The sequence below is a fragment of the Alphaproteobacteria bacterium genome (genome assembly GCA_025800285.1).
Classification (GTDB): domain Bacteria; phylum Pseudomonadota; class Alphaproteobacteria; order JAOXRX01; family JAOXRX01; genus JAOXRX01.
Map to the genome: position 1 here is coordinate 57,775 of JAOXRX010000079.1, position 14,314 is coordinate 72,088.

A 14,314-nucleotide genomic window follows, 5' to 3' on the forward strand; every position below is an offset into this window, starting at 1 on the left:
TAATATGAATTTAGATGCAATACCTGCGGGTAAAAACCCTCCTACAGATTTATTTGTAGTAATAGAAATCCCAAAAAATGAAGTTCCAGTTAAGTATGAAATAGATAAAGATTCATCTATGTTCTTTGTAGATAGGTTTTTGAATAATGCAATGAGATATCCTCATAACTATGGATTTATACCAAATACTTTGGCAAGCGATGGAGATCCTTTAGATGCTTTGGTCGTTACTCATTCACCTCTTATGGCGGGGTGTGTAGTTAGATGTGTGCCAATTGGTGTTTTTGAAATGGAAGATGAAAAAGGAATGGATGAAAAAATTATTTGTGTTCCTCATGATGAATTAAACCCTTATTACAAAGCTAAAGCTTTAAAAGACCTGCCTCATGCTCAGTTGGCTGAAATTGAACACTTTTTTTCTCACTATAAAGACCTGGAAAAAGGTAAGTGGGTTAGAGCTATAGGATTCAAAGGCATTAGAGAAGCAAAGAAAGTAATAAAGGAATCTATTAAAAACTATGGTGATAAGTAAAACTAGAATCAAAAAATCTGAGAATAAAAAAATGAAAAGCTCAGATGATATTATGTATGCTGATGCAAGATATAAAACAGCGGAAGGTGTAAAAGAGAGTTTAGTTAGATATATGATGCAAGTTGTGGGAAGAGACCCTAAATTTGCTGATAAAAATGATTGGTATAAAGCTGTTTCTTATTTGCTGAGGGGTTATCTTTCTCATAATTATTTAAAATCTGCAAGAAATGAAGTTAAAGATGATTATAAGAGAATGTACTATCTCTCAATGGAGTATCTGCCAGGAAAAAATTTAAGAAAATTTATAATAGATGCTGATATGGAGAGTAATCTAAATCAAGCTTTAGAAGAGTTTAAAGTCTCTATTGATGATTTGGAAGAATTTGAACCAGAACCAGCATTAGGTAATGGTGGTTTAGGTAGATTGGCTTCATGTTTTTTTGATTCAATTGCAACTCATGGTTATCCAGGACATGCTTACGGAATAAGATATGAATACGGTTTGTTTAGACAAAGTATAGAAAATGGAGAACAAAAAGAGTATCCAGAAAATTGGTTAACTCATGGTTATCCTTTTGAATTTGAGAGATCAGAGCTTGTTTATCCAATTAGTTTTGGAGGAGAAGTTGTTAAATTTATAAATAATGATGGAAAAGAACAAAGACAATGGGAGCCTGCTGAAAGGTTAAAAGCTGTTGCTTTTGATATTCCCGTTTCTGGTTATAAGACTGAGTCTGCAACAAGTATGAGATTATGGTCTGCTAGAGCAGATAGCGACTTTAATTTAGACTCTTTCAATACGGGAAACTATATTGATGCTGTTAAAGAAAAAACAAATTCAGAAAGCTTGTCAAAAGTTCTTTACCCAGAAGACTCTACTTTAGCGGGGCAAGTGTTAAGATTTAAACAAGAGTATTTCTCTGTTTCTGCTTCAGTTCAAGATATTATTAGAAGATTCTTAAGAACTCATAGCGATTTTAATGAGTTGCCAGAAGAGGTCTCTATTCATTTGAATGATACTCATCCTACACTAGCAATTGTTGAATTGATAAGAATTCTTGTTGATGAACATGGATTGCATATGAATGATGCATGGAGAATTGCTCAAGGAGTATTTAGTTATACAAATCATACTTTAATGGCTGAAGCTATGGAAACATGGCCTATTAGTGTGTTTGAAGAGCTGTTGCCAAGGCATCTTGATATAATTTATTATATTAATCAGGATTTTATGGATAGAGTAAAAGTTAGATTTCCAGGAGATTTAGAAAAACTATCTCAAATGTCTTTAATTGATGATGCAGATAGAAGAGTAAGGATGGCATTTTTGTGCATTGTTTCATCTCACCATATTAATGGAGTTTCGGAGTTGCACTCTCAATTGATGAAAGATAGTATATTTAATAATTTTTATCAAATGTTCCCAGAAAGATTTACAAATGTAACAAATGGTATAACTCCAAGAAGATGGGTTAGACAAGCAAATCCAAAATTAGCAGGATTGATTACAAAAACTATTGGCTCTGATAATTGGGTTACAAATTTAGACCTTCTAACAGAGTTAAATAATTATTCTTCTAAGAAGTCTTTCACAAAAGAGTTGTTAAAGATTAAGTCTCAGAACAAAGAAAGATTGGCAAACTATATTAAAGAAATTTGGAATATTGATGTTGATACAAATTCAATGTTTGATATACAGGTTAAAAGAATACATGAATATAAAAGACAGTTGTTAAATGTTCTGCATATTATAACTAGATATAATAGAATTAAATCTGGACAGGACTTAACTAAAAGAACGATTGTAATAGCAGGTAAAGCTGCTCCAGCTTATAAGCAAGCTAAATTAATTATTAGATTAATAAATGATATAGCTGTTTTAATAAATAATAATGAAGAAGTTAATGATAAGCTTAAAGTAGTTTATATTACTGATTATAATGTATCAAAAGCTCAGATAATTATACCTGCAGCTGATTTGTCAGAACAAATATCTCTTGCAGGTTTAGAAGCTTCTGGTACCGGTAATATGAAGTTTTCTATGAATGGAGCTCTTACAATAGGCACGATGGACGGAGCTAATGTTGAGATTGCTAACTGTGTTGGTGAAGAAAATATATTCATCTTCGGATTAAGAACTCCAGAGGTTGCAGACAGAAAGAATGATTATGATCCTAGATATTATTATGATAAGAACTCTGAATTGAGAGAGGTTATTGATATGATTGGTAGTGGTTATTTTAATCCAGAAAATCCTGAACGATATCAAGATATAGTCAATTCTTTATTAAATGAAGATAAGTATATGCTGTTGGCTGATTATGAGTCTTATGTTCAAGCTCAGGAGAAAGTTGATGCTTGCTTTGAAAATCAGAGTGAATGGGCGGAGAAATCTGTAATAAATATTGCTAATATGGGCTTCTTTTCTTCAGATAATTCTGTGGCTAATTATGCAAAAAATATTTGGAATTTAAAAAAGACTAAAAAATAAAAACAAAAAACCGTTGTTTTATAGTAACTTATGTGATATAATGTCTAAATAGAACTATAAATGGGCGGTTTTTTATGTTAAATACACTTTTAAGATTAGAAGAAGAAAAAATAAGTCATCTAAGTAGTGTAGAGGATGTTTTTCATAAGTCATATAAATATGAACCAAGAACAAATGTTCGTTTAAGAATGGGGGTTTTTGCTGGTGGGGGTTCTAGAGGTTTAATATCTCTGCAGATAGCAAAAGCTATTGATGAAAAAATTCAACAGGAAAATGCAAAAAGAATAAAAAATGGTGAAGATCCTATAAAGCACTCTTTTATAGATACTTTAGATGTTATGTCTGGTGCTTCAACAGGAGCTATTATATCTTGTTTGTTAGCATTAAGAAAATCTACAGATAGAAATTCTCCAGACTTTAAGAAGCCTAAGTATTCAGTAGATGATGTTATAGAAATTTATAAAAAAGCTTTACCTGAAATTTTCGGTTTTTCTAAGTTAAATACTGTTCAAGCTATTTTAATGCCTTGGAAAATGAAAAAATTTAAAGCAATTGGGGGAAGTATTTATACAAATAAAGGCTTGAAAAAGATTCTAAAAAGAGAATTTGACGGCCTATTGTTTAATGAAAAAAACTTTCTAATACCTATTACAATTCCTGTTATTGATATAACAAATGGGCATCAATTATCTTTCAGAACTGAGGATAACTTAAATAATAGTGTAGAGGATGTGTTATTAGCAACAACAGCTGCTACTCCTTACTTGCTTCCTCATACTGCTACTTTTGAATGGAGAGATGGTCCTAAAGCTGTTTCTAGGCAAAGAATAACAGCAGTTGATGGAGGGTTCTCTGCGAATATTCCTAATGTTGAATTAGATTGTCATTATTGTTCTACTAAAAATCCAGTTAAAAAAAGAAGTTTAAGATATTTTATTAATCAAGATGTGTTAACTTCAAAAACAATGATTACATTTGGAACAGGTGATTATAATGACTCTGAAAAGAAAAAAGTTAATAACAGAATGGCTTTGTTCTCTTTCTTGTTTGCTTTCTCTGCATCTTTTAGAGGAGTTAAAGAAAGAACTACTAAGGTTATAGAAAATTATAACTTATTACATAATAATAAGCAGAAAAAGAATGGTAGGTCTAAACAATATAGTCACGATCATCTTGTGCTTGATATTGAACTTGATCAACCAATCTCTTTATCAGCTTCTTCAAAAAAGACTATAAAAATTCTTTGTCAGGAAGGCAAAAGAGCTGCAGACCTTAATAAAAAACAAATTGATCAGTATGTGAAAAGAGATTTTACAGAGTACCTTTTGAAAAAATGTGATGTTAAAATGCAAGAGCATGTAAAAACAAAAGAATTTGAAGAAAGAATTAGAAAACTTGAGTTCCATAGAGCAAAAATTGAGATGGAAAACTTATATTTAAATTTTGAAGGTTCTCAATATGTAGAGTGTATGTTTTTAAATGGGTTGCAAAAGAAATCTGACTTTATTAAACATAAAAGTTTTGATAGGTTTAAAAAGGGAGGGGTTCCTGCTCAAAGTGTTGTTAAGTCTTATATACATAACTTGAATCACAGTCTAGAAGCGGTTCAAAGGCTTAATGATGAAGCTCATCTTCATATAGCTTTTTCTGATCATCCTGTACAATCAGAATTAATGTCATCATCCTCTCTGCTTTATGGGCGAATGACTTTAGAGAAACAAAAACAACTATATAAAAGGTATTTCTTTAACATAAAAAGAGATAATCCAGAGCTTATTCCTGATGAAAATTCATCTATGGAAGAAAGAAAAAGATTTAGTAGATTGATAGGGCAAATGTATGCTGCTAGCTTGGGTTAATATTTTTTTTAATTTTTCTCTTGACAAAATTGAAAAAAGAGAGCAAATATTTATCATACTGAATAATTTAGTTAAATGTTAAATATAAGGAGAATAATATGGCAAAACCAGAATGGGGTATTAAAAGAACATGTGTTGCTTGTGGTAAATCATATTATGATTTTAGAAAGAACCCACCAGTATGCCCATCTTGTGGAACAATTTTTGAAAAGAATGAGCTTATTGAGGAACTAGAATCTAAAGAAGATGATATTCCAGAGAATGAAGATGAAATCATTGTTGATGTTATGGAAACAATGGAAGAAGATGACTACAATGAAATGGATGTTGAAGAGGATCTTCAACAGGTTGACCCAAATCTAGTCAATGATGATGATATAGATAATGTTTTTGTAGAAGATTCAATAGATATGGATGTATTAGAGAACGATATTCAAAACTCTATATCGCGAGAAGACTAAAATATAAATTGACAATTATTTATATATGATTTATCCTTTTACTTAACTCAAAAGTAGAAGGATATTTTTTTATGACAGTTTTATACAGTAATGATTTGCCTGATGGAGTTAAGTTTAAAGATTCTGTTGCAATAGATACAGAGACTTTAGGGCTTAATATTCATAGAGATAGATTATGTTTGGTGCAGTTAGCAGATAAAGATGGTAATTGTTATATGGTTCAGTTTGATGGCAAGGACTATAGTGCTCCAAATTTAAAAGCTTTGTTAAAAGATAACAGTGTGCAAAAAATATTCCATTATGGAAGATTTGATGTAGCTGTTTTAAAATTTAATTTGGGAGTTATGACTAAGAATCTATTCTGTACAAAAATAGCATCAAAACTTTGTAGAACATATACTGATAGACATTCTTTAAAAGTAGTGGTTCAAGAGCTTTTAAATATAGAGCTAGATAAAGAAAAACAGAGTTCTGATTGGTCTTCAGAGTATCTATCAGAAGAGCAATTAAAATATGCAGCAAATGATGTTCTATATTTACATAAAGTTAGAGATAAGCTTGTAGAAAAATTAGAACGAGTAAATAGATTGCATTTTGCAGAAGCTTGTTTTAAGTTTTTACCAACTCAAGCGGAATTAGATTTAGAAGGGTTTGAAGAATTAAATATATTTAATCATCACTAAAAATATGGAATTAGATTTAAATGAAAATATAGAAATTATGCATAAGCACTCTAGAAGAGTGCATCATGTTTATATTTTATGTATTGTGTTGATAATTATTGGTGTTTTAATATTAGGTGTAGAGTTGTTTAAAAACTCTAGCCCTAGTGATAATTCAGCAAAAATATCTGGAAATTCTTCTGAAATCATAGAGCCTAAATATTTAGGAAAAACAGAAAAGGGGCAGGGTTTCGAAATTACATCAGATAAAGCAAGAGAGCTTAAAGAAGGTGTGATTTTATTATATGCTCCTCAAGCTATGCTTTTTGATGAAGATGATAACCCTGGTTTCGGTTTGGATTCTATCTCTGGAGTTTATGATAACAATGAAAAAACATTGACTCTAAACGAGAATGTTGAGCTGGATGATGAAGAAGGTAATAGTCTGAAAGCAAAAGATGTTAAGTTAGATTTAGATAAAAATATTATTTATTCTGATAATAAAATTGACTTAAGTGGTAAAATAGGTAAAATAACCGCAGATGGATTAGAAATTAAAGGTGATGAAAAAATAATCATTTTCAAAGGTAAGTCTAAAATGATTATTAATAATATAAAAGGTAAATAAAGAATGAAGAGACTTTTTTGTTTTATAATGATTATGTTATGTTTTGTTTGCAGAAACTCTTTTGCAATAAATATGGAGATTGAAGCTGATAATTCTCTTGAATGGCATAGAGAAGAAAAACTTTATTTGGCAAAAGGTAATGTAAATGCTAAACAGGGTGATAGAACTATCAATTCTGAAGTTTTATATGCTCATTATGATGATAGTGATGAAAAAGATATTGATATATGGAAGGTTGAAGCTAAAAAGAATGTGCTAATAACTCAGGGTGATATAAAAATCTTAGGAGATGATGCCGTTTATGATGTAAATAAACAAGAGTTTCACATTAAAGGAAATAATTTAAATGTTCTTTCTAGCGATTATCAAATTAAAGCAAATAAAAAAATAGAATATTTTGAAAAAGATAATCAGGTAACTGCTAATGGTAATGTTGTGGTCTATAGAGATGGTAGTGAAATGCACTGCGATAGAGTTTTAGCTAACCTTTATAAAAACTCTGATGGGAAGACAGAGATAAAAGAAATATATGCTTTTGATAATTTAGAGATTATAACAAAGCAAGACAAGATTACAGGTAACTATGGTTATTATGATTTTGAAAAAGAATCAGCAGAGGTCGAGGGTAATGTTGTTATTGCTAGAGAAAATAGTGTTATAACTGGAGATAAAGCAATAGTTAATATGAAAACAGGTGTTGCTAAGATGAAGTCCCTAGATAATTCAAGTAGGGTAAAAGCAATATTTGTAACAAAAGAAGAGAAAAAATAATATGAATGTTAATGCAAATATAAAAGAAGGCCTGTGTGCTAATAATTTAAATAAGTCTTTTGGTAAAAAGCATGTTTTGCATGATGTTAGTTACCAAGTTAGAAAAGGTGAGGTTGTTGGATTATTAGGGCCAAATGGTGCTGGTAAAACTACAAGCTTTTATATGATTACAGGTTTGATATCTCCTGATGCTGGAAGTATTACTCTTGATGGAGTCGATATTACAGATCAACCAATGTATAAAAGATCAAGGCTTGGAGTTAGTTATCTACCTCAAGATTCTTCTATCTTTAGAGGGCTAACCGTTGAAGAAAATATAATGTCTGTTCTTGAAATGAGAGAAGATGATCCTGTTAAAAGAGAAACTAAACTTGAAGAGCTTTTAGCAGAATTTTCTATATCACATATTAGAAAAAGTCCATCTATAGCTCTTTCGGGTGGTGAGAGAAGAAGGTGTGAAATAGCAAGAGCTCTTGCTTCAGATCCTGATTTCTTGCTTTTAGATGAGCCTTTAACAGGTATTGATCCAATTGCTATTAATGATATTAGAAATTTAATTTTACATTTAAAAGATAGAGGTATAGGTATATTGATAACAGATCATAATGTTAGAGACACTTTGGATGTTGTGGATAGAGCATATATTTTATACTCTGGAGAAGTCCTTAAAGAAGGTGCTCCAAAAGATATTGTTGAACATGATGATGTTAAAAAAGTTTATTTAGGTGATAGATTCTCAATGTAAACTTAATTATAACCGCAATCTTCAAAGTCTATAACACTTCTATTGAATGCGAGTCTGAATTTTTTAGGAATTTCTATACCTTGATGTATGATTTGCCCGCAAAAAACTCTATCGATATTTACTTTATCTAATAAGGTTTTTCCTCTGGTTCTTATAATATGAGTTAGTAAAGGTATTCTTTCAGATACTTCTCTTTTCTCTATAGTTGTAAGTTTTTGATTATTTATTAGTTTCTTTAAAAGTTCTTGGCTTTCTAATATGTGATCGTTTTTATAGTATGTGCCTCCCAATACTGGTTCCTTCACTGTTTTGTCAATGTTAGCTTTTATGTCCAAATAGATTAGGTTAGGGTTTTTCTCGAAAGATTCTTTAATGTCTTTCAGGTCATCTTGAGAAAGCTTTTTTGTGGACATCTCTGCCTCTATTAAAGTTTTTTTTCTTGTTATAGCTAAGGCAGCTCCTTTGCTAACTTCTCCTACAAATAGTATGGAAATATTGTTTTTTCTGAATAGTTTATTTAATGCTTTAGGTGTTAGGTTTTGAGAGCATTTTGTTTCTCTTAAATCTAAACCTAAAATGTTTTTGCTTAAAATCGGAGGAAGTAGGTTTAAATCATCTAATGTTAGTTTGTCTGATTCAAATTTGAATATTATATCTGGATATAAATTTAAATTATATTTAATTTTCTCAACTATATTATTAGCTTCTTCAGTCTTGTATTTATTTGAATCTTTTAGTTTTCTTAATTCTTTTAGCTTATCTGCTATGAAGCTCGATATGAAGCTTTTCGCCATTCCTTCTTGCATAAAGAACTCCCCTCCTTATATCTTGTAATAATCATATTATCACTATTTTGCTTAAAAAGCAAATATAGATAGGGTTTTATTTCATAATGTAATTTTTTATTGCTTTTTTCATGTTTTTATCAAAGTTGCTAAGAGTTTTTTCTCTTAAAGTCATTAAAAAGTTTTCTTTTTCTTTTAGAGTTAAATTGTTGCTCAACTTGATTTTATTAGATGTTTTCGCTTCTGCAGAAGAATTAAACTTTTTGTCATTTAAATGTATTTCTGCCACTAGAGTTTCTTCATAAATTGTAAAATTATGACTTTTTGTTTTATTTATCGCGGATTTCTTTATTTGAAAATTTAGTTTAGAATTGCATTTGTTGTTAATTCTTACAACAAAACTGAACCAGTCTGATATATGCTCAGAAAGAGTGTTCTTGATTCCGTTATATTCTAACTCTTTGCTGTTAGCACATATTTCTATGGGTTTTAAATGTTCAACTGTTATTTCAGCTTGTCTGTTGCCATAATTTTTATTTATAGCACAAGAGCTAGTTAATATTAGCATAATTATAGCAACAGAAAGTTTCATTAGATTATGTCCTTCTTTTTAAACTCGTATTTAGTAGAGCAAAACTCGCAATTAACATCAATTTTACCATCTTGAATTAGAGAATCTATTTCATTTTCAGGTAAAGTTTTTAAGAATCCTAAGATTTTTGCTTCAGAGCATCTGCATTTTGAATGTAATTCTTTTTCATCATATATTATAACTTTAAGCTCATGGAACAATCTATATAGTAAATCTTTTGATGTTATTGACCCATCAATTAATTCAGAATCCATACAGGTGTCTAAGTATATGTTAGTTTCATTGAAGTCAGCCTTTTCTTCTTCTGGAAGTTTCTGAATTATTATTGATCCTGCTCTCCATTTGCCATCAACCTCTTCACTATATGATTTAATTGAAGTTTCTACCTGTTCTGAGCTCTCAAAATAATGCTTTATGCAATCTTCAAAGCTACCTTGTTGGATTTCTACTAAGCCTTGATATTTCTTTGCATTGCCTGCTTGATCAACTGTAAAAGCAATATACCCTTTTCCCAAAGCTTGCTCAAATGTTAAGTCTTCAGCTATCTTATCGTTATATTTAGCATAAGCACGAATATTCCCGTTTGAGTCTATATCCACAACAAGCATAGATATTTCACCGTCTCCACTTGTTTGTAAAGTGAATATTCCTTCATATTTCAGCATTCCAGCTAGAGAAGAGCACACAGCTATTAGTTCAGCTAAGTATTTATTAACAATTTTAGGATATTTGTGTTTGCTTATTATATCATCTACAGTTGATCCTAGTTTAGTGATTCTTCCTCTAACATTTGTTTTTTCTAACATAAATGGTAATAAAATATTGTCCATGTTTTTCCTTTTTATTTTTTATTCATATAATATATGATTACTTATATATACTTATATGTGAAAAAAATCAATGAAAAATTACTTTACATTGCTTGCATTTGTATGCTATGTTCTCCACAAGATAAACATTGAAAAATTTATAAGAAAGGGAAAAAGATGTTTAATACAATAGATGATTTCGATTTTAATGGTAAAACGGTTGTGCTTAGAGCAGACTTAAATGTTCCTATGGAAGAAGGTAAAGTTAGCGATACAACAAGAATAGATAGAGTTGTTCCTACAATTAAAGAGCTTCAAGAAAAAGGTGCTAAAGTTGTTGTTATTTCTCACTTTGGGAGACCTGGTGGAGAAGTGAAATCAGAATTCTCTCTAGGACAAATTGTTTCAGCAATTGAAACTTCTCTAGGTTCAAGTGTGGCTTTTGCTGACGAGTGTGTTGGTCCAATAGCAAAAGAAGCTATTGCAAAAGCAGAAGCTGGAGATGTTATTCTTCTTGAAAACTTAAGATTCCACAAAGATGAAACAGAAAATGATGAAATCTTTGCTAAAGAACTTGCAGAACTTGGAGATGTATATATTAATGATGCTTTTTCTGTTTCTCACAGAGCTCATGCATCAACACAAGGTGTAACAAAATTCTTGCCTTCAGCTGCTGGTAGATTAATGCAAACAGAACTTGAAGCTTTAAACTCTGCTTTAGAAGCTCCAGAAAAGCCTGTTGTTGCTGTTGTTGGTGGTGCTAAAATTTCAACTAAATTAGATCTGTTATATAATGTTGTTTCTAAAGTTGATGTTCTGATTCTAGGTGGTGGTATGGCTAATACTTTTGACTATGCAATCGGAAATGAAGTTGGTATGTCTCTATGTGAGAAAGACATGAAAGATGAAGCTCTTAAAATTATTGCAGAAGCTAAAAAGCAAGGTTGTGAAATTGTTCTTCCTGCTGATAGAATTGCTATTAAAGAATTTAAAGCTCATGCTCCAAATAGAGTAGTTGATGCAGATAATGTTGTTCAAGAAGATGAAGAATTTGTTGATATGGGTCCAAAAGGTATTGAAAGAGCTTGTGAAATTATTTCAAAAGCAAAGACTGTTCTATGGAATGGACCTTTCGGTGTTTTCGAAATGGAACCATTTGATAACGGAACAAACAAAGTTGCTCAATTTGTTGGTAAAATGACAGCAGAAGGTAATTTAACTTCTGTAGCTGGTGGAGGAGATACAGTTTCTGCTCTTGCTAAGTCAGGTGCTAAAGAGCAATTTACTTATGTTTCTGCAGCTGGTGGAGCTTTCTTAGAAACCTTAGAAGGTAAAGAACTTCCGGGAGTTGTTGCTTTAGAAAAATAGATTTTAAATATTTTTTTATATGAATGTTTAAACCCCGACTTTTTAGTCGGGGTTTAATTTTGAGTATTTATATTATTAACGCTCATTATTTGCTTTTAGGTGTATATTAGTTTTTACTTGACAAAATGATATTTTCATCCTATATTATCAACTCAATTCGCATGCAAGCGGTAGGTAAAGTTATTCAATGATTTCGCCATCCAGTGCCTGAACAAGGTTCGCTCCGTTTGCAGAGGTTTAACTGGAAAAGAAAAAAACTTATATAAATTACAAAACTTAATATATAAAGTTTTTTCTTTTTATTAAAAAGAAAAGGAATAAAGAATGAGTTTACCAAAATTCACTCTAAGAGAACTTTTAGAAGCTGGTGTTCACTTCGGTCACAAAACTAGAAGATGGAACCCAAAAATGAAGCCATTTATCTTTGGCGAAAGAAACAATATTCATATTGTTAACCTAGAAAAAACTGCACCAATGATCTTTAAAGCTATGAAAGAAGTTAGCGAAACAGTATCAAAAGGTGGTAAGGTTTTATTCGTTTCAACAAAAAAACAAGCTCAAGACAGAGTTAAACAAGCTGCTGAAGAATGTGGTCAATACTATGTTAACTACAGATGGCTTGGTGGTATGATGACAAACTGGAAAACAGTTACTCAATCAATCAAAAGACTTAAGCAGTTAGAAAAAGAATTAGCTAACGAAGATTCAGGTAGAACTAAAAAAGAAACTTTAAAAATGACAAGAGAATATAAAAAATTAGATATGACTCTTGGTGGTATTAAAGATATGGGTACTACTCCTGACATTATGTTTGTTATCGATTCTAAAAAAGAAGCTCTAGCTATCGCAGAAGCTAACACTTTAGGTATTCCTGTTGTTGGTGTTGTTGATACAAACTCATCTCCAGATGGTATTGATTTCCTAATACCTGGTAATGATGATGCTATCAGAGCTATTGACATGTACTGCTCACTAATTAGTGGTGCTGTTCTTGACGGAATCGAAAAAGAGATGGTTGCTAAAGGTGTTGATTTAGGAGAAGCTGAAGGTGAAAAAGCTCCTGCTAAAAAGACTGCTGCAAAAAAAGCACCAGCTAAAAAAACAGAATCTAAAAAGGAAGGGAAATAATCATGGCTGAAATTACTGCTGCATTAGTTAAAGAACTAAGAGAAAAATCAGGCGCAGGTATGATGGATTGTAAAAAAGCTCTTGTAGAAAACAATGCTAATATCGAAGAAGCTATGGATTGGCTAAGAGCTAAAGGTATCGCTTCTGCTGCTAAAAAATCAAGCAGAGTTGCTGCTGAAGGTCTGGTTGCTGTTGCATCAACAGATAATTCTGCTGCTGTAATCGAGTTCAACTCTGAAACAGATTTCGTTGCTAAAAACGAAGAGTTCCAAGCTTTTGCTAAAAAAATCGCAATGATGTGTGTAAATCTAACAGATGGTTCTTTAGAAGAAACTCTTGAAGCTGTTTGTCCAAAATGTGCTGAAGGAAAAGCTCTTAAAGAAGAAATCACAGACCTAATTGCTAAAATTGGTGAAAACATGAACCTAAGAAGAACTTCAAAATTATCAGTTGAAAATGGTGTTGTTGCTTCTTATATTCACTCAGCTATGTCTGAAAATGCTGGTAAAATTGGTGTTCTAGTTGCTCTAGAATCTGATTCTGCTGATAAAGATGCTTTAAATGCTCTAGGTAAGCAAATTGCTATGCATATTGCTGCTACAAAACCAGAATCTCTATCTGTTGAAGATCTAGATCCTGCTATTGTAGAAAGAGAAAAAGCTGTTCTTGCTGAACAAGCAAAAGCTTCTGGTAAGCCAGATAATATCATTGAAAAAATGATGACAGGTAGAATCAATAAATTCTATCAAGAAGTTGTTCTAGAAGAACAAACTTTTGTTATTGATGGTGAATCAAAAGTTAAAGACTTTATCGCTAAAACAGCTAAAGACTTAGGTGCTGAAATCAAAATGGTAGCATTCGAAAGATTTGCTCTTGGTGAAGGTATTGAGAAGAAACAAGAAGATTTTGCTGCTGAAGTTGCGGCTCAAATTAATAAGTAAGGAGGCCCCAAATGGCATCAAAAGATAAAGTAAAATTTACTTTGAGATCTACTTATGAATATGTAAATTCTTTGGGTAAAAAAGTAACATCTGCTACAGAGTATATGGTTAAAAGAAACCCTAAGAAGCAACCTGAGAAGTTACAATTTAAAAAATACGATCCAGTTGCTAAGAAGCATGTTCTATTCGTAGAGAAAAAAATCAAAAAATAGGTTTTAAATCAATTTTATATGATTACTTGAATCCCGACCAACAAGGTCGGGGTTTTTGTTTATATGATTATTTTATCATTATTCTATATTATTATATTGTCATTCTGAACAAAGTGAAGAATCTTTTCATGCTTGTGTAATATTGATTTACATCCAGTAGCACAAGAAGATTCTTCTTCGCTCCGCTCATCAGAATTGTAGATGTCAAGTAATTCGTGGACAGTTTTCATTAAATTCTATAGGAGTTTTCCCATTTAATCCTTGATGAGGTCTTTCCTCATTGTAATAACATAGATACTCTGCTAGGTTTTGTTTAAAATCCTCAATGCT

General features: G+C 31.1%; 15 protein-coding genes. 12 read left to right on the forward strand and 3 right to left on the reverse strand.

All coding sequences use genetic code 11. The features are described from left to right. Nucleotides 1-4 precede the first annotated feature (4 nt). From ppa to lptB, 8 genes are all read left to right on the forward strand, one after another. The gene (gene ppa / locus OIF36_04570) at nucleotides 5-532 is read left to right on the forward strand and encodes an inorganic diphosphatase (protein MCV6599730.1); all 528 of its coding nucleotides are present in this window, start codon (nucleotides 5-7) and stop codon (nucleotides 530-532) included. Continuing rightward, complete coding sequence (locus tag OIF36_04575; protein MCV6599731.1) at nucleotides 519-3,023, forward strand: glycogen/starch/alpha-glucan phosphorylase; 2,505 nt, start codon at nucleotides 519-521, stop codon at nucleotides 3,021-3,023. Before ppa ends, OIF36_04575 begins: the two co-directional genes overlap by 14 nt. 74 nt (nucleotides 3,024-3,097) lie before the next feature. Further along, nucleotides 3,098-4,882 (forward strand): patatin-like phospholipase family protein, encoded by a 1,785-nt coding sequence (locus OIF36_04580; GenBank protein MCV6599732.1) that lies wholly within the window; start codon nucleotides 3,098-3,100, stop codon nucleotides 4,880-4,882. 98 nt (nucleotides 4,883-4,980) lie between these two features. Further along, nucleotides 4,981-5,343, forward strand: a complete 363-nt coding sequence (locus OIF36_04585) for a TIGR02300 family protein (protein MCV6599733.1) — start codon at nucleotides 4,981-4,983, stop codon at nucleotides 5,341-5,343. Between the two features lie 71 nt (nucleotides 5,344-5,414). Beyond that, nucleotides 5,415-6,026, forward strand: a complete 612-nt coding sequence (locus OIF36_04590; protein ID MCV6599734.1) for a ribonuclease D — start codon at nucleotides 5,415-5,417, stop codon at nucleotides 6,024-6,026. A 4-nt stretch (nucleotides 6,027-6,030) separates the two neighbouring features. Beyond that, entirely contained in the window at nucleotides 6,031-6,633 is a 603-nt protein-coding gene (gene lptC / locus OIF36_04595) for an LPS export ABC transporter periplasmic protein LptC (GenBank protein ID MCV6599735.1), read from the forward strand. Nucleotides 6,634-6,636: 3 nt separating this feature from the next. Beyond that, nucleotides 6,637-7,404, forward strand: a complete 768-nt coding sequence (locus OIF36_04600; GenBank protein MCV6599736.1) for a hypothetical protein — start codon at nucleotides 6,637-6,639, stop codon at nucleotides 7,402-7,404. A 1-nt stretch (nucleotide 7,405) separates the two neighbouring features. Beyond that, complete coding sequence (gene lptB, locus OIF36_04605; GenBank protein MCV6599737.1) at nucleotides 7,406-8,149, forward strand: LPS export ABC transporter ATP-binding protein; 744 nt, start codon at nucleotides 7,406-7,408, stop codon at nucleotides 8,147-8,149. A gap of 2 nt (nucleotides 8,150-8,151) precedes the next feature. Here lptB and OIF36_04610 read toward each other — a convergent pair whose 3' ends face one another. The 3 genes from OIF36_04610 to OIF36_04620 form a co-directional block, all read right to left on the reverse strand. Then, nucleotides 8,152-8,955 carry a hypothetical protein gene (locus OIF36_04610; protein ID MCV6599738.1) on the reverse strand — a complete coding sequence of 268 codons (804 nt, stop codon included), beginning with the start codon at nucleotides 8,953-8,955 and terminating at the stop codon, nucleotides 8,152-8,154. Nucleotides 8,956-9,031: 76 nt separating this feature from the next. Continuing rightward, nucleotides 9,032-9,526, reverse strand: a complete 495-nt coding sequence (locus OIF36_04615) for a hypothetical protein (GenBank protein MCV6599739.1) — start codon at nucleotides 9,524-9,526, stop codon at nucleotides 9,032-9,034. Beyond that, nucleotides 9,526-10,356 carry an Hsp33 family molecular chaperone HslO gene (locus tag OIF36_04620; GenBank protein MCV6599740.1) on the reverse strand — a complete coding sequence of 277 codons (831 nt, stop codon included), beginning with the start codon at nucleotides 10,354-10,356 and terminating at the stop codon, nucleotides 9,526-9,528. The genes OIF36_04615 and OIF36_04620 overlap by 1 nt, the downstream gene beginning before the upstream one ends. Before the next feature lie 156 nt (nucleotides 10,357-10,512). On the opposite strand from OIF36_04620, the gene OIF36_04625 reads away from it, so the two are divergent. From OIF36_04625 to rpmG, 4 genes are all read left to right on the forward strand, one after another. Further along, nucleotides 10,513-11,703 (forward strand): phosphoglycerate kinase, encoded by a 1,191-nt coding sequence (locus OIF36_04625; GenBank protein MCV6599741.1) that lies wholly within the window; start codon nucleotides 10,513-10,515, stop codon nucleotides 11,701-11,703. A 324-nt stretch (nucleotides 11,704-12,027) separates the two neighbouring features. Next, nucleotides 12,028-12,831 (forward strand): 30S ribosomal protein S2, encoded by an 804-nt coding sequence (gene rpsB, locus OIF36_04630; GenBank protein ID MCV6599742.1) that lies wholly within the window; start codon nucleotides 12,028-12,030, stop codon nucleotides 12,829-12,831. Nucleotides 12,832-12,833: 2 nt separating this feature from the next. After that, on the forward strand, nucleotides 12,834-13,772 hold the full coding sequence (gene tsf / locus OIF36_04635) for a translation elongation factor Ts (GenBank protein MCV6599743.1): 939 nt from the start codon (nucleotides 12,834-12,836) through the stop codon (nucleotides 13,770-13,772). An 11-nt stretch (nucleotides 13,773-13,783) separates the two neighbouring features. Then, nucleotides 13,784-13,984, forward strand: a complete 201-nt coding sequence (rpmG, locus tag OIF36_04640) for a 50S ribosomal protein L33 (protein ID MCV6599744.1) — start codon at nucleotides 13,784-13,786, stop codon at nucleotides 13,982-13,984. Nucleotides 13,985-14,314 lie beyond the last annotated feature (330 nt).

What these genes read in the sequence shown, in the direction of transcription:
- lptB (MCV6599737.1), top strand. Translation starts at nt 7,406, where the DNA reads ATGAATGTTAATGCAAATATAAAAGAAGGCCTGTGTGCTAATAATTTA.
- OIF36_04625 (MCV6599741.1), top strand. Translation starts at nt 10,513, where the DNA reads ATGTTTAATACAATAGATGATTTCGATTTTAATGGTAAAACGGTTGTG.
- OIF36_04590 (MCV6599734.1), top strand. Translation starts at nt 5,415, where the DNA reads ATGACAGTTTTATACAGTAATGATTTGCCTGATGGAGTTAAGTTTAAA.
- OIF36_04580 (MCV6599732.1), top strand. Translation starts at nt 3,098, where the DNA reads ATGTTAAATACACTTTTAAGATTAGAAGAAGAAAAAATAAGTCATCTA.
- rpmG (MCV6599744.1), top strand. Translation starts at nt 13,784, where the DNA reads ATGGCATCAAAAGATAAAGTAAAATTTACTTTGAGATCTACTTATGAA.
- tsf (MCV6599743.1), top strand. Translation starts at nt 12,834, where the DNA reads ATGGCTGAAATTACTGCTGCATTAGTTAAAGAACTAAGAGAAAAATCA.
- OIF36_04610 (MCV6599738.1), bottom strand. Translation starts at nt 8,955, where the DNA reads ATGCAAGAAGGAATGGCGAAAAGCTTCATATCGAGCTTCATAGCAGAT.
- OIF36_04575 (MCV6599731.1), top strand. Translation starts at nt 519, where the DNA reads ATGGTGATAAGTAAAACTAGAATCAAAAAATCTGAGAATAAAAAAATG.
- OIF36_04585 (MCV6599733.1), top strand. Translation starts at nt 4,981, where the DNA reads ATGGCAAAACCAGAATGGGGTATTAAAAGAACATGTGTTGCTTGTGGT.
- rpsB (MCV6599742.1), top strand. Translation starts at nt 12,028, where the DNA reads ATGAGTTTACCAAAATTCACTCTAAGAGAACTTTTAGAAGCTGGTGTT.
- OIF36_04615 (MCV6599739.1), bottom strand. Translation starts at nt 9,526, where the DNA reads ATGAAACTTTCTGTTGCTATAATTATGCTAATATTAACTAGCTCTTGT.
- lptC (MCV6599735.1), top strand. Translation starts at nt 6,031, where the DNA reads ATGGAATTAGATTTAAATGAAAATATAGAAATTATGCATAAGCACTCT.
- OIF36_04620 (MCV6599740.1), bottom strand. Translation starts at nt 10,356, where the DNA reads ATGGACAATATTTTATTACCATTTATGTTAGAAAAAACAAATGTTAGA.
- ppa (MCV6599730.1), top strand. Translation starts at nt 5, where the DNA reads ATGAATTTAGATGCAATACCTGCGGGTAAAAACCCTCCTACAGATTTA.
- OIF36_04600 (MCV6599736.1), top strand. Translation starts at nt 6,637, where the DNA reads ATGAAGAGACTTTTTTGTTTTATAATGATTATGTTATGTTTTGTTTGC.